The following is a 21061-nucleotide window of genomic DNA, read 5'->3' as shown; positions in this document are numbered from 1 at the left end:
TTTTTTTATTCTCTGAAATATCGCCACATTTTCATCTTAAAAAACAATTGTTTAGCCCGATTTCTGGTTCTTTCTAAATCAAACTCGTTAGCCACCTGATTAATGTTAAGATTTGTGGCATAAAAATTATTATCGGCAAAAATGATGGGCCTGGCCTGTCTGGGTTTAGAGATATAGCGCAAAAATAAGGGACGGTTTTTCAGAAAAACGGTGTCGAGCTTGTTGCCTGATAAACCATGAGCAGCTTTTAAAGCAGATGATTTTTTCTTGGGGCTAAGCAAATACGGATTATACACATTGTTGATGCCTAGCTGAGCATTGACTTTAATAACAAACAATAAAAACCCAATCAACAATAAACTTGTTTTCATTGCATTTAAGATGGTTTTAGATAATAAAATAACGCTTCTTATTGCTTAAAATTTCATAAACTAATACTATCATTTTACAAAGGCATAATTTTACTGTAACTTTGTAAAGTTAAGAGCTAAAGTTTAATCAGAAAACTAAAATAGTATATTATTCGGCACATATAGATTAACTATTAAAGCCGATAAATGATATAAAGCGCGTCTATGAGCAAATACGCAACAACCGAAATAACAAGTGCCGAAATTCCTTCGGATAACCCTGTACATCAACGTTTATTTTTCCCTTATACCGAAGCAGCCAAAATTATTCATGGCAAAGTGTTGGAGTTGGGCTGTGGCTGGGGCCGTGGTGTTGAAACGCTAATTGAAAAATGTGAGCATTATACGGGTTTAGATAAGAACGAACCACTTATTAACCAACTGCAGGCTAAATATCCTAATCATACTTTTCGCACGGCCGATTTGCCTCATCTGACAGAGTTTAAAGATAATACTTTTGATTTCATTGTAACTTTTCAGGTTATTGAACATATTCAGGACGACCACAAGTTTCTGGCAGAAGCAGCAAGGGTGCTAAAACCTGGTGGTAAAATATTACTAACCACTGTAAACCGCCCTTATTCTCTAAGCCGTAATCCTTGGCATATCCGTGAATATGATACAGCCGAGTTGCGTACACTTATGCAAAAGTATTTTTTTAAAGTAGAAACAATGGGCGTAGGCGGAAACAAGAAAGTATGGGACTACTACGAAGAAAACAAACAATCGGTACGCCGTATTATGCGTTTCGATATCTTTGACCTACAACACAGGCTTCCGGCATGGATGCTACGTGTACCTTATGAATTCCTGAATCGTTTTAATAGAAACAAATTGATGGATGCAACCGGAGGATTGGCAGCGCAGATTCGTTGGGATGACCACTATCTCTCAAACGAACCCGAAAAATGTATTGACTTCTTTTTTATAGGAACAAAATAATATTTCCGGCGATGTTGCGATAACATCGCCGGATTATTTCTTTCACACCGAGTGCATTTATATCTTCATATACCATTTTGTCGCAGAGCGTGTCATTACTGTGATTTTCATTTCAGTACCAACCTTACCATGAAAAGTACGGTTGTAGAGGCTATCTGCCGGGAAATAGAACTTCAAGCTGATTATCTGAGCAATAAGCAACTACAAACTATTTATTTTGGTGGTGGCACACCCTCATTGCTCAACATGAATGAGCTGTATGATATTTTCGAAACTATTAAAAAGTATTATACTTTTGCCGAAGATATTGAGATTACACTAGAAGCAAATCCTGACGATATTACTAAAGAGCGGCTAGCCATTTTCCAAAGATTTGGTTTTAATCGCTTAAGCATTGGTATTCAATCGTTTAACGATGAACATCTAAAAAAACTGAATCGAATTCATGATTCTGCTCTAGCCGAAGGATGCGTAAAACTTGCCCAGGATATGGGCTTTGATAACATAACCATCGACCTGATTTATGCAATTCCTTACGAAAACCATCATATCTGGGAGAATGATTTAGAAAAAGCTATTTCTCTCAATGTTCCCCATATTTCTTCTTATTGTCTTACTATCGAAGAAAAAACTGTTTTTGGCAAATGGCTACAAATCAATAAAATTCCACCAATTAACGAAGATTTCGCCTCTGAACAATTCAGAATTTTGCTTGATACACTCGAATCGGCCGGCTACGAACAATATGAAATATCAAACTTTTGCCGAGACAATAAATATTCACGCCATAATTCTTCTTACTGGCAACGCCACGAATACCTAGGTATTGGTCCATCAGCTCATTCATATAACGGTACTTCTCGCCAGTACAACATTGCCAATAATACAGCTTATGTGAAGGGTATTCATCTTGGGCAAGTACCCGCCGACTACGAAATACTAAGTAAAGAAGAAAAACTAAACGACTATATCCTGACAGGCCTAAGAACTAAATGGGGTTGTAATATTGCTGAAATTGAAAATCTGGTAGGCGATAAATGGCAGATAGCTAATAGAGCCATTCTAGCTAAATACCTTAATAGTAAGCTGTTACAAATCAATAATCAAACACTTACGCTTACCCGACAAGGCAAATTATTTGCCGATAGAATTGCAAGCGATTTGTTCTTAATCTGAGCCCAATGGTTTCAGACTTCTGCTGTATTGTTATAATCGCTACTTTTTTTATATTTGTTTAGCTAAATAGGGTTTTATATTCAGCCGAAAAAAAAATACATTATATACAAGTGTAGATAAAACTTTTCAAAATAAAACTGTGTTCCCCCAATATTACCTTTACTAAAATGCATCACAGTCTACTACTTATTATTTCTTTACTTTTTGTCATTTTCATGCTGGTTATGCTGGGGCAAAAGTTCAAAATCTCCTCGCCTATCTTTTTGGTATTGGCGGGTTTAGCTATTAGCTTTTTACCCAATATTCCGCAAATTGAAATAAACCCCGAGCTTATATTTCTCATCTTTTTGCCTCCGCTCCTTTACGAAGCGGCCTGGTATACATCATGGAATGATTTCTGGAAATGGAAACGCCCCATTGCACTTCTGGCTTTTGGCTTGGTATTGTTTACATCAGTTATTATTGCCTATGCTTCCCAGGCCATGATTCCCGGCTTTACCCTTGCATTAGGTTTTTTATTAGGTGGTATTATTTCTCCGCCCGACGCCGTAGCTGCAGCATCGGTACTTAAAGGAATCAAAATTCCTAAAAGAGTAATTACAATTTTAGAAGGAGAAAGCCTGATAAATGACGCATCTAGCTTGATTGTCTTTCGTTTTGCTTTAGCTGCCATAGTTACCGGACAGTTCTCATTACAGGTCGCCGTTGGCAATTTCTTTTTAGTAGCCGGCATGGGTATTGTAGTTGGGCTTGCAATTGCGCATATAGCTTATGTTATTCATCGTTTCTTGCCAACAACCCCTAGTATTGATGCAGCGCTTACTTTGCTTTCGCCTTATTTCATGTATATCATAGCTGAGCAATTTCATTTCTCGGGTGTAATGGCAGTAGTGAGCGGCGGGTTATTTTTATCTTATCGCTCGCACGAAATCCTTACGCATGGTTCTACTCGTTTACAAACCATAGGCGTATGGAATACAGTTGTTTTTGTATTAAATGGTCTGGTATTTATTCTTATTGGGCTCGAGCTCCCAACAATTATCAAGGGTTTAAAAGAATATTCAATAGCAGAAACTGTAACTTATGCGCTTATCATCAGTACTTTAACCATTGCCATTCGTATTCTTTGGATATATCCTGCTGCATTCATACCCCGATGGTTATTTAAAAGCATTCGAGAAAAAGAACCTAATCCTGGTATCAAAAATCCATTTATTATTGGTTGGGCAGGTATGCGTGGAGTAATATCTCTTGCATCGGCACTTTCGATTCCTTTATACCTGAATAATGGTGAGCCATTTCCTCACCGAAACCTTATATTGTTTACTACTTTTACAGTTATTTTAGTAACCCTGGTTTTTCAGGGGCTTACACTTCCACTTATTGTTAAATGGCTAAAAGTAGAAGAAATTGACAAAACTGCAACAGAAGAAGAACAAGAAGCAGGCATAAAACTGCGTATTAAGAAGGCTGCACTCAAGCAATTAAACGAAAAGTACTCAAGTAAAATGGAAAATAATGAGCTACTGAGCTTTTTGAAAAGCGAGATGGAGAGCGATATTTCAATCACACACCAAAGATTAAACTCAATGGAATGCCAGGTATGTCAGAAAAAAGAAATTGAAGAGTATAATCAAGTTTTAAAAGACCTTTATAGCACTCAGCGAAAAGAATTATATGCCATACGCCGTGAAGTGGCATTTAGCGATGAGGAAATAAGGAAACAAGAAATGCAACTAGACTTTGATGAAGCTAAAATCACCTGGAAACGCCATTGATTTTTTAACCAAAGCTTATTTTCAAAATATATCATGACCTCCCGCTACCTGTTAAACTTTTTTTTAAATGTTTTCTTAATATCTCTTTTAAGTTTTTCGCTTTGTGCACAATCAATTACAGAGCAGAAAACCGAAAACTGGCATGACTTCCAGAAGGTCAGTTTTCGGCTGAATGGCACCCCAGCTTATTATGTAAAGCCAACTAAAGCAATGGCCGGCAATCCCTGGATTTGGCGTGCGCATTTTCCGGACTGGCACATAAGTATGGATAGCATTTTGCTCGAAAAAGGATTTCATATAGCCTATATCAATACTAATGATAGATACGGCGACCCACAAGCAATGCTTAAATGGGACGAGTTCTATGAATATCTTACCCAAAGCCTATCTTTTGCACCCAGAGTGGCCTTAGAAGGTGTAAGCCGTGGAGGTTTGTACGTCTATGGCTGGGCAAAGCGGAATCCTGAGAAAGTAAGCTGCATTTATACCGAAGCCCCAGTATGCGATTTTAAAAGCTGGCCGGGTGGAAAAGGCAAAGCCAAACGATCAGAAAAAGAATGGAAGCAATTGCTTCAAATATATGGTTTTACAGAAGAGCAAGCCTTGAATTATGCCGATAATCCGATAGATAATCTTGAAGGTTTAGCTGCTTATAAAGTTCCGATTTTGCATATAATTGGTTTAAAAGATAAATTAGTACCGCCTGACGAAAATACTTTTCCGTTAGTAGAGAAATATCAGAAATTAGGTGGGCCAGCCTACATATATAGCATGAGCCGTGGAGCTCAGGCTTTAAAAGGGCATCATTTCCCGATTGAACATCCTGAGTGGTGGGCAAACTTTATTATTCAGCATAGTACACCCGTTGTGCAAACATTACCTAAAGCAAATTATATACAATTAAGAAGCGGGCTTTCTAATTTCTATCAGGCTATCAATCAGAAACAGACAATTACTGTTGCTTTTCTGGGTGGCTCTATTACCCACAATACCGGTTGGAGAAATAAAATAAGCAAATACCTGCAAGAACGATTCCCAAAAAATAATTTTACATTTATAACCGCCGGAATCCCATCTTTAGGAAGTTTACCACACGCCTTTCGTTTCGAACAAGATGTTTTGCAAAAAGGCAATCCTGACTTGCTATTCATAGAAGCGGCCGTTAATGACCATACTAACGAAACTGATAGCCTTACACAGATACGAGCACTAGAAGGCATTGTTCGTCATGCAAAGGAAAGTAATCCTGAAATGGATATTGTCTTGATGGCATTTGCTGACCCTGATAAAATCGCTGATTATCAAAACAAAAAGATTCCTTTAGAAATCAAGAATCATGAGTTAGTAGCAAGTCACTATCAGTTACCTTCTATAAATTTAGCTAAAGAAGTAGCAGACCGCCTTGCAGCCAATGAGTTCAGTTGGGAATATGATTTCAAAGATTTACACCCTTCACCCTTTGGTCAGGAGATTTATTATCAGAGCATTAAATACCTCATAAATGAATCTTATCAGAGATTTGGCATAGGCAATGCCGCTCAATCTTTAACTTTACCGAAACCTTTAGAAGTTAAGAATTTTGAAGGGGGTAAGTATGTAAACATCAGCGAAGCCAAAATAAAAAACGGATGGCAATTGGTTGAGAATTGGCAACCAACCGATGGCATAGGCACTCGTAGCGGATTTGTAAACTGTCCTGTTTTAGAAGCTACTGCCCCTGATGCTTCATTATCTTTAAACTTTACAGGCAATGCAGTTGGTATTGGTTTATTGGCAGGGCCAGATACTGGAGAAGTGCTCTATAGCATTGATAATAGCCCATACCAAAGTATGGATTTATACACCCAATGGAGCCATTTTTTGCATTTGCCTTGGTATAAATTGTTTGCTAGCAATTTGTCAGACAAAAAACATACTTTGCATTTAAAAATCAGCAATAACAAAAACCCTAAGAGCAAAGGGAATGCGTGTAGAATTGTTTATTTTTTAGTTAATTCTACCGAGAAATAACAATGGTGTACAATTAAATGATGAATTTTGTGTTAAATAAATAATACCAACGAACCAATCAATGAAAGATTTTAATCTCAAATCTTACCATATCAGAGGCATGAATGCTGCCACAGAAGCCGAAAAAGCTGCTATTAACCAAGAATTGAAAGACCTTTACGAAACTTTGTCGGATGAAGATAAAAAAGATTTCAACGAGCAATTACAAACTTTTCTTATTAAAGAAATGGCCACAATCAATTCGTTTTATCAGGCTACTAAAGAAGATAACCTCAATTAAGTGTTTAATTCGCAAACCAATAGCATAAAGAATACCATTACGTATTAACCATATTTAATCATAATTCAAGTGAAAATTACTTCTCTCACACTCTTTTATGTTTGCTTTTCGATTTTATGTTTTGCACAGGAGCCCCGACCCAGCGTTGTAAAGGTGAACCTTTCGTCTTTAGCTCTAGGGGTTTATTCTGTTCAATATGAAAAAGTTTTAGGCGAGCGCATAAGCTTTGCATTAGGTGTAGGCTATAGACCAGTAAAAAGAATCCCGTTTGCCAAAACGGTAGAAAGATACATTGATGCCGCTGACAAAAGAATTGATTATATAAGCCTTGAAAATGTAAAAAAATCGGAATCAACAGTGGGCATGCTGCACATTACACCTGAATTACGCTTTTATCTTGGCAAAAGAGCATCTGCACCTATCGGTACTTATATTGCTGTTTTTGGGCAATACAATAGTTTTTTCGGAAAAGCCCCCGTGTTTGTCGATATGCTATATCGTGGTGTAATGGCTAGAGTTGAATTACCCGTAGATACGCAGATAAAAACTTATACAGGCGGACTAATGCTTGGAAAGCAATTTCGTTTGGGTAATCGTTTTACTTTTGATTGGTTTATTCTTGGTGGTCACTATGGAAAAGTTACTATTCACGGTGAGTCGAAGCAAGACCTTGAAGGTTATGATGAACAATTCATTACTGACTTAAGAGATAAAATAATTGATACTTTTAAAATCAATGAGCAGTATTTGTCGATAGATGTTGATAAACAAGGAGTTAGAGTTGAAAATGCCCGCAATCTTAAATTTCTTAATCTGCGAGGTTTTGGGTTTAATATTGGTTATAAATTCTAGTTAATGTCTGAATTAAAAGAAATTATATAGTAACAAAAATGAGCGCACGGTTTATCAATGCGCTCATTTTTATGCTGATTAAAAGATTAAAGATTACATATTCTGATTCCAGCCTGATAACCCACCCATGAAGTAAGCATGGCTTTATCGCCAAAATATCGACCTTCTTTCTCCAAAAACTTGAATTTACTAAACTGACCCAGATTAATTTCAGACTCTTGGGTGGCATGAAAATTAATAGTCGGCGCAACAAATAATGCGAAACGGGGCGATAGATGCACTTCCAGCCCTAAACTCCCTCTTAATAACTGATTCAGTTCCCATCTCTCCACATCATTCTGCAAATGATGGCTCGTTATATCAAAATTAAGCCAGAATGTTCTGTTTAGTTTCACAGCTGTACCAAGCCCGTACCCAAAGCTAAATAGTGGTTTATTAGGTTCGTTAAAACTATAGCCTGCTGTAAAAATATTATAGAATCTTCTCACACCTGTTTTAAAACTAATATTAGCTAGGTTTACCTCATCGTTGCTCAACTCCCAACGGCGGTACCCACCTCTTTTCACAAAGCTGGCTATCCCAATCGGAATAGAATTAGATTCTTCCGCAAAGTTAAACACTCCTAATTGCAAGCCATTATTAACGCTATATGCATTGTTAATTACCCCAATCTGTGCACCGCTAAGGGTTTCTTCTACATGATTAATAAAACCTGCAATCTGAACGCCCTTGAAATCGCCTCCGACACCGTTACCAAAACCTGCTACCTGAATACCACTTCCGCTACCCCATATCACGTTACCAAATCCGGCACCTTGTATTGAGTTTCGGGTATTATTGAGCACTACGTTACCGAAACCCGCTCCCTGTACACCACTGAAATTGCGAAAAACCAGATTACCAAAGCCTGCGGCTTGCAAACCATAGGCGCTCTGCCCTACAATATTTACAAAACCACTTCCCTGAAATCCCTTCACAGTCTCTCCTACTAAGTTAGCAAAACCTGCTGCCTGAATACCATCAACTTTACCTCTCACAAGGTTCATGAATCCGCCTACTTCCAGTTTTCTGACACCCAACGAATAGCCCGCAATAATGTTAAAAGAGTAATCATTGATTACGTTTCCACTCAGGTAATGGTTTGTACCAATAAATGGCAATAACGACACCTGAGCCGGGCGATAAAGCGTATCTTCAATATTATCTATATGGATATTCTGTCTGGTGGTTATCAACCAGTCGGTTATTTGACGGTGAGTATACAGTAAAGCATCTCTGGTATCGTTCCAATAAGTTTCGTAGTCGATTTTATTGAATTTCGTAGGCTCCTTAATTACAGTATCCTTCTTTGTCATAACAGGAAGTTCAACCTGAAAGGGTGGAATACTATCTATTTTTTTTAATGGAAGCGTATCGGTTTTAATAGCAATAGGCGCTAATTCTTTAACCGGAACCGAGATAATAGGCTTAATAGGGCTCAAAGATACGTTCAGCGTTGTATTCGTCTTGTTTTTTATACTCAATTCTTCATGATGGTAATTCTGTTTTCTGATCTGAATATTTACATTAGATAGTGCAGAAGACACTTTAAGACGATAATATCCATATTCATTAGTGACGGCAGAAGCCAAAGTGATAGGCTCATATATACTGGCTTTTTCAATTTTTAAGCCCGTTTCTCCGTCTGAAACGTAGCCCATCACGAAAAAATCTTTTTTCGGCTCTTCATCAGTTTTTTTCAGAATCACATAATTACCACGATTTCGGAATGTAGCCGAGTTACCTAATACAATATTCAATACCTCTCTTACGGGTTGGTTCTGTGCCGATACCGTAACTCGTCTGTTAATCTCTATTTCGCTAGGGCTATACGAAAAACTAAAATTCCCTGCACCTGAAATCATTTTCAGGGCATTATCTAACTTCTCATTATTGATTTTTATGGTGATTACTCTCTCCAGCGGGGGGATATTCTGAGCAAAAGCCTGGGATAGGTGCAGTAAGAAAATAAATGTTAATAGCTTTCTCATGAATTTTTTTTTTGTAGCTATGACACCCCACAAACGTTTTCCCCCTAACCTGAATAAAGAAAAAATTATATGACTTTGCTTTAAGCAATCGAGCTAGGGCCTATTGAGCACAGCCTCTGCCGTCTAAAACGTATGCAGTATCTTTTGTACTTACTGTCAGATTCAGCGTTTCTGCAATGATATTCAAGGCATCAGCGAGGCTTTCATTCTCAAATTTAGTAGTCAGGCGGCAAGACTTTATACCCTCATTTTGCAGACGGATATTTACATGGTACCCTTGCGCTAGTACATTGGTTATATATTCAAGGCTTGCGTTGTCAAACACAAATACTTTGGTTTTGTAAGCAAAGGTATTTTTGTCAGCTATTATCTGTTTTTTAATTGTATCTTTTTCGGCTTCAAAAGTGGCTTGTTCTCCGGCAACTAAAATTATCGCTTTAGCTTTATTGGCAAATTGCACTTTTCCGGTTTCAACACTTACTTTTACATTTTTATCGTAGGCCTTTATGTTGAATGAAGTACCCAGCACTTTTATCTCACTACCATTGGCATGTATTACAAAAGGCTTGGTTTCATCTCTTTTGATATCAAAAAACGCCTCTCCCGTCATACTAATCTCGCGTATGTCTCCATCAAAGTTTTCTGGATAAGTCAAAGTTGTATTGCTATTCAAAAAAACTACCGAGCCATCAGGTAGTATTTGCTCCAACGAATTTTTCGTAGTTTTTAATGAAATAATTTCTGGGCTTGGCTTATTGAAGAAATAAAACAAGAGGCCAACAGTAAGAAGTATTGTAATACTGGCAGCAATACCAAGAGTAAAAAATTTTGTTTTTTTAGGAGCAGATACTAACGGTACAACCTTTGCCTCTTGAGGCAAATTCATTTTAGATTTCACCTTTAGCCAAGCAGCATCAACATCTACCGCAGGTGTATGTTCTTCTTTTAAAACACCTAGGTTATCCCAGATAAACGAAAAATCATCTAATTCTTTCTGATTTTCATCACTCTCCTGAAGCCACTTTTCAATCAAAGCATTCTCTTGCGCATCGGTTTCTTGCGCCAGATATTTGCCCAGAAGGTCTTCGTTGTTATCTGAATGATTCGTATTCAAGTTTTTAAGTTTATCTGTCAGGCTTTTAAATATACCAATATTCAATATTCAGGCGTATAAAACCATCAATCAATAAGACCATCAGCGGTAGATACTCTGCTAATTCGGTTCTTAATATTTTTAAGGCTTTACCTATCTGGTTCTCTACCGTTTTCGGCGAAATCCCCAATTGCTCGGCAATTTCATGGTACTTCAGTTCATCAAATCTACTCATTCTGAAAATTATGCGGCATTGCTCGGGTAATTTGCTTATTGCCTCTTCAATTTTCTGCTCAAGCTCGTTTTTCATAACCGACTGACTCACCGATTCGTAAGAACTCTCGTAATAAGTATTTGCGTATTGCTGATACTCTTCTCTTATTTTTAAATGTTTAATTCTGTTGAGACAATGATTATGTACTGCTCTGTACAAATATGACTTCAACGAAATATTTATTTCAAGCTCGGCTCTTTTCTCCCAAATGCCCGAAAACAAATTCTGTACAATTTCTTCGGCTTCGTCAATCTCCTTAAGCATCGAGTTGGCATAACTACATAGGCTCTGATAATATTTCCGAAAAACGACCTCGAAAATACGCTCATTTCCTTGCCTGATTGCACCAACTATTTCTTGTTCTGATAATTGCACCGAATCAATTTTGAAAGTTTATGCAAACATAAGTTTTTCTTGGCAAATTCAGATAAAGCAATTTGATAAACAGCTTTTTTTCTATGACAATTCAGTCCTTTCTTACCCCTACTTACTTTAGTAAATTTTTTAAACAGGCGGTTTAGCGTATTTTTTATAAAAAATTATTTCACCAGCATAGGGGTAAAAGTTTGCTGCTTTGTCATAGAAGCAAATATCAAAAATTTACACATATGAAAAAACCAAATTTAGGCAGTATTATAGCCATTGCATTGCTAGTTTTCAGTATCAGTTCATGTGGGCTTTTGCAACAGGGAATAGAACCTCGTAATCCGGACGAAAAAACTTTTGATTTAAGGAATTTTGATAAACTCGAGATGGGAAATGCCTTTAATATCAATGTAAAACAAGGAAGCAATTATAGAGTAATAGCCAATGGAGATAGCAGAGATATTAATGATTTGGTTGTAAGAGTTAGTGGCGGCGAACTAGAAATCTACTACAAAAAATGGCGTGTAAGACGTTACAGAATGGAAATCGAAATTGAAATGCCAACGTTGAAAGAAGTTGATTTTTCGGGCGCTACTACCTCTTACATAAATGGTTTTGACAACATCGACGAACTTGATATTGACTTATCAGGCTCGTCAAGAGCTACTATTTATGCCAAAGCAAGAACTTATGAAATTGACCTCTCAGGTGCATCAGAGCTTGAACTAGAAGGAAGCGGACAACTATTAGAAGCCGATTTATCTGGTGCATCTAAACTAAATGCTTTTGATACACAGGTTGTAAGAGCATCACTTGAGGTTTCGGGGGCAAGTTCCGGCCGTGTAAATGTAAGCGAAAGATTAAACGTAAGAGCTAGCGGTGCAAGTAAAGTGAAGTATCGTGGTAATCCAGAAGTAATTTCAAATCTCTCAGGCAGTAGCCATGTAGAAAGAGACTAATGAATGACTTAGTTTGGACTATAAAAATGTAGGAAACTTACTAGGCGCTCATAATTGAGTAATTCTTCGTCAGAAGCATTTTTTAAGAGAAAATGACGATAAATATTAGTAATTGTCGCAAAACTATGGTTATCAGTTAGTTTTGCGGCAATTATTCCTTTAAAACATCGGTGTACCTGATTATATAAGTATCTGCAAGGTTTGGTAGGCATATCGTTTAGCAAATCATCAATTTTTTGTAAACAAGCTGCTTCTTCTAAAAACTTAAAGCCTCGGTTTTTAAAAAAACTCTTTATTTCTTCTAAAACTTGGTATAGCTCTTCATCCTCAGTTATTTTAAACCGAAAATATTTCAGATTCTGAAATTTACCAAAGCTAATCACAAGAGTATTGGCAGTGGCACGTTTTCCTCGGGTATTATTAAGAAACTGCTGCACCAATTGTTCGATAAACTCATATCGAATCCCGAAATTCACTTCAATCCAAAGTTCTTTTTGTGTTTCAGAAATAGAAAAAATTACATTCTGAAATCCGTTTTGTGTAGCTTTGCGAAATTGTTTGTGCTCAAGATGCAAATTGAAGTTGTAACTCTGGAAAAATTCCTCCAATTGCTGATAGAATTTCACTTCGAATTTGCTTAGAATCATAACAGTATTTAAGTTATTACTATTAAACCTTTGCTATACAAAAATGTTTAATATTTAGGAATAATTTAGGTTTTTAGGAAAAAATTAAGTCTAAATGCAGATGTCAAAAAAAATTACCTTATCACTACTTACACTCCTTTTCTACATAAATCTTAGTGCGCAAACCACACAGACGATTCGTGGAAGAATTATTGATACTAATACAGAAAAACCGCTTGCAGCGGCAAACATTGTATTAAAAAATACTACACTAGGCACGCAAACAGACGATAATGGTTATTTCAGACTTGAAAAAGTAATTGTTGGTCGTTATCAGCTGGAAATCAGTTCAGTTGGATTTGAAACACAAACAATTTCGGAGGTTCTGGTAGAATCAGGCAAAGAAGTGGTGCTCGAAATACGCCTGCAGGAAGCCACCAAGCAATTGGGCGAGGCTATTGTAAAAGCACCTTCAAATAACCTTACTGGCTCACTCACAAGCATTCATTCTATTACGACCGAACAGATATTCCGTTATCCGGGCACTTACCTTGACCCTGCTCGTTTAGCCTCGGCTTATGCTGGCGTTGCCAACTCAAACGACCAAGCCAATGGCATGGTAATTCGTGGCAATTCGCCAAACAGTATGCAATGGCGTTTAGAGGGTGTTGAAATTGTAAACCCTAATCATTTGAGTAATGCAGGTACTTTCAGCGACCGTATTACACAAAATGCTGGTGGGGTTAATATTCTTTCTGCTCAGTTGCTTGGTAATATGAACTTCTTGACCGGTGCGTTTCCTGCTGAATATGGCAATACACTTTCGGGTGTTATGGATATGCGTTTAAGAACAGGTAATAACCAACGCCATGAATTTACAGCACAAGCCGGGCTGATAGGCTTAGATTTATCAGCCGAAGGACCATTGAGCAAGAATAAAAAAGGTAGCTACTTGGTAAATTATCGTTACTCCTTTACAGGCTTACTTGGTTTATTGGGTGTAACTTTCGGAGGCGAAGACATTACCTTTCAGGATTTTTCGTTCAATGTGTCATTACCAACTAAAAAAGCAGGCACATTTACTTTTTTTGGTATGGCAGGTTTAAGTAGTAATTACTTTGCCGGACAACGTGATACCACCCAATGGGAAGTACAAAAAGATGGTTTTGATATTAACTTTACCAATAAAATGGGAGCTTTAGGTGCCACCCATAGCAAAAACATAGGAGATAAATTGTTATGGAGAACCGTTGTGGTGGGCTCTGGGTTAGAAAGTGTACGTAAAGGTTATGTTTTAAGTAAAAACAATTTCCAGCGTTATCTAACACAATCAGATAGTGTTACAAAAGGAAGAATCTCGCTCTCTAGCTCGCTCAGCTACAAAATAAATGCTAAAAACTTATTGAAAATAGGTGCGTTTATCACCCATCAGTCTGATGGCATTTACTCAATCTCAAACGATAAATCAGCAAAAGGCGAAGGCAGTGGGTTTGTATTACAACCTTATGTTAACTGGCAAATCACACCAATACCAAAACTTACAGCCAACATAGGCTTGCATTATCTTAACTATACAGTTAATAAAACACAATCAGTTGAGCCACGTGTATCGTTAGGTTATCAACTTACAGGTAATCAGTCTTTAAGTTTTGCTTATGGTTTGCATAGTCAATTACAATTACCACAGGTATATTTTGCCTACAGCTCATTGCTACAAGCAACCCCTAATGCATCGCTCGATTTTACTAAAGCACACCATTATGTGCTTAGTCACCAGTATTATTTCAAACGTGGTTCGTACTTCAAAACTGAGTTGTATTACCAGAAAATATTCAATGTACCTGTTATAACCACGTCTCCACTATTCACTCAGAGAGTTGACCCTGGATTTTCTACTTTGAACTTGGTTGAGGATTTTATTGATGAACCTTTGCAAAATAAAGGAACAGGACAAAACTACGGTATCGAAATTACCTACCAGCAGTACCTTACTAATGGGTTTTATACCTTAATAAATGGTACGTTTTACAACTCAACTTATGTAGGTGGCGACGGCATTAAAAGAAATACACGCTACAACGGCAAGCATATTTTTAACCTGACAGCCGGAAAAGAGTGGGAATACAGCAAAAATCGTATGATAGGCGCAAGTATAAGGCTTATCTGGTTAGGCGGTTTCTATGAAACCCCTATCGACGAAAAGGCTTCACAACAGGCGGGGCAGGCTGTTTATAAAGTAACAGAAGCGTTTACTGTTAAGCAACCAGATTATTTCAGACCTGATTTTCGTATTTATTTGAAAAAATCAAAACAAAGATATTCTCGTACATTAGCTTTAGATATGCAAAACATTGGGAGTTATAAAAATACTGCTTATAGCTATTATGATATTTTGCAGAAAAAAATCGTTAAACAATATCAGTTGGGTTTAATACCGGTGTTAAGTTATCGTTGGGAATTCTGATAAAATCTCATGAAAAATCTATTTTTATATTTAATACTTATCTTCATTCCTGTTTTTGCACATGCGCAAGAATCAGGAGGCTTCAGTTGTTCACATAGCAAACAACGTTCGTTTGCGCAAAATGCCCGTTATGCACAAATAGCGTATCCGGGTGATGATAAAATTGATATAGGGTATTATAAATTAAATCTGGATATTTCGCCGACGCAAAAATACCTGAAAGGCGAAGCAACAGTTAGCCTTAAAGCAACAGTTAGTATTTCAGGCTGCTTTTTAGACTTAAAGAATACACTTAGGGTTGATTCGGTTAAACTAGGTGCAAAAAAACTAGCATTTACGCATCAATCAAACAAAATCAATATCACCCTTGATAAAACTTATACAAGTAATGAGGTGCTAACACTTGTTGTGTATTATCAGGGCACTCCGGTTGCTTCGGCTTATGGAAGTTTTACTTTTGCCAATCATTTTAGCGGCACACCCTCTCCTATCGTCTGGTCACTCAGTGAACCTTATGGTGCACCTGATTGGTTTCCATGTAAAGACACCCCTGCTGATAAAGCCGATTCGTCTGATGTTTGGGTTACCATGCCTAAGCAATATGTTTCTGTTTCTAACGGAAGTTTGATTAAAGTTGTTGAAAATAGCAACGATACTCGCACTTATCAATGGAAAAATCACTACCCTATTGCGCATTACCTAATTTCGATAGCCTCTACCAACTATACAGAATACAAAAACTATTATAAGTATTCAGCTACCGACTCTATGGAGGTAGTACATTATGTTTATCCTGGAAACTTCTCAGCGAGTGTGAAAAGAGAGTTAGATGAAACACCTTATATGCTCGAGCTATTTTCGGAGAAATTCGGGCAATATCCATTCATCAAAGAAAAATACGGGCATGCACAATGTGGCTTTGGAGGCGGAATGGAACACCAGACGTGTAGTTCAATGGGTAATTTTGAAAGTAGTCTGGTAGCACACGAGTTAGCACATCAATGGTTTGGCGATAAAATAACTTGTAAAAGTTGGGAGCATATATGGTTAAATGAAGGTTTTGCTACTTTCGGTGAAGCGCTCTATACCGAAGCTATAGGAGGTAAAACGGCTTATCAGGCTGAAATAAGCAACAATATGGTTTTTGCTAAGCGAGCTTCAGGTAGCTTATTTGTAAAAAATACCGCTAACGAAAACGAGATTTTTAATTTTAACCGTAGCTATGCCAAAGGGAGCGTTGTAGTACACATGCTACGTGGGATTGTTGGGGACGAAAAATTCTTTAAAATCCTGCAAAACTACCTGAACTCTCCATTGGCCTATAATTCGGCAACAACTGAAGATTTTCAGAAAGCGGCAGAGCAAACTACTGGTTTGAATCTGGACTATTTCTTCAAACAATGGATATATGGAGAAGGTTATCCAAGATATACTTATGGCTGGCAAAGTGCTAAAACTGCCGATGGAAACTCAACAGTTACGCTGAAAGTTACTCAGGCAAAAAACACAACGCCAGAATATTTTTCGATGCCTGTTGATATAAAAATTATTACATCGCAAGGAGAGTTTACTACTACTGTGTTAGTAGATAAAGCTTCACAAGACATTGAAATTCCGAATATAAAAGGAGATGTAAGCCAGATTATTTTCGACCCTGAGAATAAAATACTGAAAGATGCTTCACTGGTACCCATCAGTCCGACGGGTAAAGAACCATTAAGCAATTTGGTAGAATGGAAAATCTCACCGAATCCTACCACAAGCGAAGCATTAGTTGAGTTTACGTTGAAGCAAAATACAAGTACTCAACTAATGGTTTATGATATAACAGGCAAAAAAATCAGAGAATTACCTGAGGAAAAACTTAACGCCGATACTTATACCAGAAGTTTACGATTAAATGATCTAGCCGCAGGCCAATACATTGTTCGCATTGGATTAGACAATTACTCATTAGCCAAAATTTTAGTAGTGAGGTAGTTTTCTACCTCACTAAAAATCTCCATAGTTTACTTGTAAACAAGGCAAACCTAAATCTAAACGCCATAAATCAACTACCTGATTTCGGTCATCCAATACGAATTTCACATAATATTTATCTTTTACATGAGTTTCGTATAGCTCTTTTTTCACTACCGAATCTTTACGAGAATCTCCTGTAGCTCTCATATAAAGTGCATCATAAGTTATCTTATTACATTCAAGCCAGTTAATAGTCTGCTTTCTAGCTTTCTCTTCTCGACCTGACATAAAAATAATTTTTGTCCCTAATGTATGGTAAGTCTGCACGATTTCCGCAACTGGCTTATTCAACAAATCCGTCTCACAACGTTCTGCATCATAGGGGCTTCGGGCATGTAAAATAGCCAAAGTACCATCTAAATCACATAAAATTGCAGGAGGCAGGCGTTCATCTTGCTCCTGATAATGTGGGCCGCGCTCATTTTTCAGTACATGTTGTCTATACATTTTCATAATTACCTCCCTTCCTACTTTTTTCTCTCTTACTTCGTCTCTAGCCAACGATTCTTCAAGCGTTGTATTCATCTCTTTTATTTCAATTCTAACCTCCTCACCCGTATCTTTTCTATATTTTTCTACAACCTGCGTAATACGCTCCACAGGACGTTCTGATAAGTTAGTATCATCAATCACTACATGATGCCCACCTTTTAAAGCTTCAACCAGCATTATATCACGCACTTTTTCTACAAACTTCTCATTATAGTTTGTATGGTGCGAATTATCTAACATGGCACGTAGTTCGTCTTTATTCAGGCGTTTCCACATACCTCTTTTTTCATCAAGCAGTTTTCTTGCAAAAGTAGATTTACCACTTGCAGGTAGTCCACGCAATATTAAAACAGTTTTCATTTTTGTATTTTTCTTATTGCTGGATACCTTAAAATTAGAGGCTAAAAAAAATATACCAGTGGTAAAATTCTTTTAGCCTTTGTTCATCATTGTATTTTCAACAACGACTAAAAATTAGTTGATGTACCCAAAACTTCGTTTGTGTTTAAATCATTTTTAATAATATCCAGTTTTGCATTTGCCATATTATAGGCATCCTGACCTAAAAACAAATGCACCGGAGGGTTTGCACTTTTGGCAACCTCAATAATTACCTCTGCTGCTTTCTCAGGGTCACCTGGCTGATTACCCGCTATCTGTTGTTCATGCATTAGCTCTGACTCTCTTGCTTCTTTATAATCCACTATTGAGTTCTGAGGTAAAGCAAGTGACCCTTTTTCTAAGAAATTTGTTCGAAAATAACCAGGATACACAACAGTGGCTGATATTCCATGAGATTTTGCTTCCGCCGCAAGAGCTTCGGTAAAACCTGCTACTGCAAATTTTGTTGCACAATATACACCCCAGCCCGCGAATGCCCCCATAAAACCACCAATTGACGAAATATTGAATATTTGCCCTGATTTGTTTGCACGGAAATGAGGCATTATGTGGCGAATGACATTTAATGAACCAAAAACATTAACGTCAAAGTTTTTACGGGTTTCATCGTCGCTCAATTCTTCAAGCGTTCCTAATTGACCGTAGCCTGCATTGTTAACTATCACATCAATTTTACCAAAAGTGTTAATAGTTTCAGCAATAGAACTTGCTACGCTTTGTTCATTTACTAACTCAACTTGCAAAGGCAAGAAGTTTGCTGATTTTTCGCCAATTTCTTTGCCTAAATCAGCAATATTTCTTGAAGTAGCAGCTACCTGATGACCCGACTGTAATAATTTTTTCACCAGAATAAGCCCCAAGCCCTTTGAAGCACCTGTTACAAACCAAACTTTTTTTGTGTCCATTTTCTTTAATTTTTTAATATTAATTTGATAACACAAAATTAGTTTCCCGGTAAGCCGTGCGTATTACACCAAACAAACCGATAATTGCAAAAATCAAACTAGGCCTGGGCAGCACGAAAAGAATTAGGCGTGAGTTGCGTATATTTCTTGAAGAAATTAACAAAATGCGGTGCTTCTTCAAAGCCTAAACTATAGCCAATTTCGGAGATATTCCAATCACTGTGTTTCAACAATGACTTCGCTTCCTGTGCTATACGCTCACCAATGAGCTGCGAAGTTGTTTTACCAACAGTCTCTTTCAATGCTCTATTCAGGTAGTTAACATGCAACGATAGTTGATTGGCATAATCAACAGGAGAACGAAAACTCACCTGCTGCCCCAGCGATTCAATCGGAAACTGCCGCTCTAATAGCTCCATAAAAATAGAGGCAATTCTGGTGTAGGCATTCTGGTTTGACTGCGTTATTGGTGCGGGTTGTAATTTTTGTGCGGTATGAATCAGCTCTACCACAAGTGCCCTTATTAAATCATATTTGTAGGCATAATCAGAATTTATTTCATCTATTATCCTTAGAAAAATTCCTTTTATCCTAACCAAATCTTCATCATCAAGAAAAAAGATTGGGTTTCCACCGGGTTTAAATACCGGATAGTCTTTTATTTTGCCAAACTGATTGAAAAACTCTTCGGTAAAAACGCAAAAATAGCCAGCCTGCTCATCTTCTAAATACTCCCAATTATACGGAATCTGAGGATTGGCAAATAAAATGGCCTGCTTATCTATTTCTATGGTTTTATCAGCATAGTTTGCCCTATTCTTACCAATGATAAGACTGATTTTAAAAAAATCTTTGCGGCTATAAGGAATTTCGCTTGTATAACGAGGTAAGAAATCTTCCAATTTGAATACATTGAAATGCCCCATTTCCTTATCTAAGTTTTCGGGTATATAATTTACCTTTATCTTATAAAAATCTCTGATAGTTTCTGTCTTATTCATCTTTCAAAATCGTTAATCTGTTTATTTCAGCTATCATCTTCTCCATTCTTTCTTCCCAATTCCCATTTATGCTTACATAGCTAATTTGGCGCGCATCAAGTTCAGCTTTAAAAACCTGATACATTTCTGCTCTTCTGTGGCCTAAATCCCGAAGTGGGTCATTAACCCAAGGCACATCGATATCAAGTAAAAAATACAAATCATAAACTACTTCTTGTTCTAGTGACTTTAATACGGCAGGCACAAAATCCAGATAATGTTGTGCATAAATCTGCGTTGTTATGAGGTCGGTATCACAAAACAAAAGCTTATTGGCAATTGCCATTTTTTCTTTCACTAATTCAGTTTGCCTTTCACCTATTTTAGTAATAATACCCACGTCAATATCATTCGATGTCAGTATTTCACGTGCTGCTTCTGGAACAAACACAGTTTTATAATACTCAGCTAATTTCTGGCTCAATACCGTTTTACCCACGCTTTCAGGTCCAAAAAGACATATTTTTTTTACAAAGTAAGGCTGAACTACTAAGGGGATAAAATCCCAATATTGAAAAGGATTTTGCCTGATTTTAGTTGCCGAAACCGGAACCTGCTCACGAGCTTTATCAAACCATATACAAGGCAAACCTAGATGAAATGCCAGCGGTTCGCCATAATCTTCAGAACAGAAAAACCCTTCAATGTCCGGAAACTCTCTGCGTATAAAATCAGCCCAAAGCTTGGTAGCCTCAAAAAGCGGCAAACTTTCGTCATGAAAATCGTCAATCTTTTCTACCAGCGTTATAGCATTGTCTCCTTCAAAAATCTTTTGTAGCCAGGCAAAACGTAAAGTATGGTTTATAGGGTCGTTTGGCATAAAACTCATAGAAACAATCAGGTGTTCACACCGAGATTTTGCAAATGCAATTAGGGCCAGATGCCCCTTATGCACAGGCATAAATTTCCCGAATACCAAGCCTTTTTTTAGTTTCTCCAT

Annotated in this window: 18 protein-coding genes; 9 read left to right on the top strand and 9 right to left on the bottom strand. The window is 37.3% G+C overall.

Features of this window, described 5'->3' with window-relative positions; genetic code table 11:
• Positions 1-5: 5 nt before the first annotated feature.
• Positions 6-371, bottom strand: a complete 366-nt coding sequence (locus tag WAE64_RS21760; protein ID WP_340239897.1) for a hypothetical protein — start codon at positions 369-371, stop codon at positions 6-8.
• 204 nt (positions 372-575) lie between these two features.
• Here WAE64_RS21760 and WAE64_RS21755 point away from each other — a divergent pair, with 204 nt between their 5' ends.
• The 6 genes from WAE64_RS21755 (at position 576) to WAE64_RS21730 (ending at position 7448) form a co-directional block, all read left to right on the top strand.
• The gene (locus tag WAE64_RS21755; RefSeq protein ID WP_340239896.1) at positions 576-1352 is read left to right on the top strand and encodes a class I SAM-dependent methyltransferase; all 777 of its coding nucleotides are present in this window, start codon (positions 576-578) and stop codon (positions 1350-1352) included.
• 51 nt (positions 1353-1403) lie between these two features.
• Positions 1404-2528 (top strand): radical SAM family heme chaperone HemW, encoded by a 1125-nt coding sequence (hemW, locus tag WAE64_RS21750; RefSeq protein WP_340239895.1) that lies wholly within the window; start codon positions 1404-1406, stop codon positions 2526-2528.
• Between the two features lie 167 nt (positions 2529-2695).
• On the top strand, positions 2696-4306 hold the full coding sequence (locus tag WAE64_RS21745) for a Na+/H+ antiporter (RefSeq protein WP_340239894.1): 1611 nt from the start codon (positions 2696-2698) through the stop codon (positions 4304-4306).
• Positions 4307-4339: 33 nt separating this feature from the next.
• Complete coding sequence (locus WAE64_RS21740; RefSeq protein WP_340239893.1) at positions 4340-6316, top strand: SGNH/GDSL hydrolase family protein; 1977 nt, start codon at positions 4340-4342, stop codon at positions 6314-6316.
• Between the two features lie 61 nt (positions 6317-6377).
• Positions 6378-6596 (top strand): hypothetical protein, encoded by a 219-nt coding sequence (locus WAE64_RS21735; RefSeq protein ID WP_340239892.1) that lies wholly within the window; start codon positions 6378-6380, stop codon positions 6594-6596.
• 69 nt (positions 6597-6665) lie between these two features.
• A complete protein-coding gene (locus tag WAE64_RS21730) occupies positions 6666-7448 on the top strand; it encodes a DUF3575 domain-containing protein (RefSeq protein WP_340239891.1) in 783 nt (260 codons plus the stop codon).
• Between the two features lie 86 nt (positions 7449-7534).
• On the opposite strand, the gene WAE64_RS21725 is transcribed toward WAE64_RS21730, so the two are convergent.
• The 3 genes from WAE64_RS21725 to WAE64_RS21715 form a co-directional block, all read right to left on the bottom strand.
• On the bottom strand, positions 7535-9478 hold the full coding sequence (locus tag WAE64_RS21725; RefSeq protein ID WP_340239890.1) for an STN and carboxypeptidase regulatory-like domain-containing protein: 1944 nt from the start codon (positions 9476-9478) through the stop codon (positions 7535-7537).
• Between the two features lie 100 nt (positions 9479-9578).
• Positions 9579-10592, bottom strand: coding sequence for a FecR family protein (locus tag WAE64_RS21720; protein WP_340239889.1), 1014 nt, complete (start codon positions 10590-10592; stop codon positions 9579-9581).
• Between the two features lie 25 nt (positions 10593-10617).
• Positions 10618-11220, bottom strand: coding sequence for an RNA polymerase sigma-70 factor (locus WAE64_RS21715; protein ID WP_340239888.1), 603 nt, complete (start codon positions 11218-11220; stop codon positions 10618-10620).
• Between the two features lie 233 nt (positions 11221-11453).
• Here WAE64_RS21715 and WAE64_RS21710 point away from each other — a divergent pair, with 233 nt between their 5' ends.
• Complete coding sequence (locus tag WAE64_RS21710; RefSeq protein WP_340239887.1) at positions 11454-12170, top strand: head GIN domain-containing protein; 717 nt, start codon at positions 11454-11456, stop codon at positions 12168-12170.
• Positions 12171-12178: 8 nt separating this feature from the next.
• On the opposite strand, the gene WAE64_RS21705 is transcribed toward WAE64_RS21710, so the two are convergent.
• The gene (locus WAE64_RS21705) at positions 12179-12817 is read right to left on the bottom strand and encodes a hypothetical protein (RefSeq protein WP_340239886.1); all 639 of its coding nucleotides are present in this window, start codon (positions 12815-12817) and stop codon (positions 12179-12181) included.
• Between the two features lie 100 nt (positions 12818-12917).
• Between WAE64_RS21705 and WAE64_RS21700 the strand changes: the two genes are divergently transcribed.
• Positions 12918-15260 (top strand): TonB-dependent receptor, encoded by a 2343-nt coding sequence (locus tag WAE64_RS21700; RefSeq protein ID WP_340239885.1) that lies wholly within the window; start codon positions 12918-12920, stop codon positions 15258-15260.
• A gap of 9 nt (positions 15261-15269) precedes the next feature.
• The gene (locus tag WAE64_RS21695; RefSeq protein WP_340239884.1) at positions 15270-17240 is read left to right on the top strand and encodes a M1 family aminopeptidase; all 1971 of its coding nucleotides are present in this window, start codon (positions 15270-15272) and stop codon (positions 17238-17240) included.
• Between the two features lie 12 nt (positions 17241-17252).
• Here WAE64_RS21695 and WAE64_RS21690 read toward each other — a convergent pair whose 3' ends face one another.
• The 4 genes from WAE64_RS21690 to WAE64_RS21675 form a co-directional block, all read right to left on the bottom strand.
• Entirely contained in the window at positions 17253-18134 is an 882-nt protein-coding gene (locus tag WAE64_RS21690) for a phosphatase domain-containing protein (protein WP_340239883.1), read from the bottom strand.
• A gap of 107 nt (positions 18135-18241) precedes the next feature.
• Positions 18242-19081 (bottom strand): SDR family oxidoreductase, encoded by an 840-nt coding sequence (locus WAE64_RS21685; protein WP_340239882.1) that lies wholly within the window; start codon positions 19079-19081, stop codon positions 18242-18244.
• 98 nt (positions 19082-19179) lie between these two features.
• A complete protein-coding gene (locus WAE64_RS21680) occupies positions 19180-20082 on the bottom strand; it encodes a helix-turn-helix domain-containing protein (protein ID WP_340239881.1) in 903 nt (300 codons plus the stop codon).
• Entirely contained in the window at positions 20075-21061 is a 987-nt protein-coding gene (locus WAE64_RS21675; protein ID WP_340239880.1) for an AAA family ATPase, read from the bottom strand. The genes WAE64_RS21680 and WAE64_RS21675 overlap by 8 nt, the downstream gene beginning before the upstream one ends.

Origin of the sequence: Emticicia soli, assembly GCF_037860775.1 — a bacterium.
Taxonomy (GTDB): domain Bacteria; phylum Bacteroidota; class Bacteroidia; order Cytophagales; family Spirosomataceae; genus Emticicia; species Emticicia soli.
This window is presented reverse-complemented; position numbering and strand designations above follow the sequence as displayed.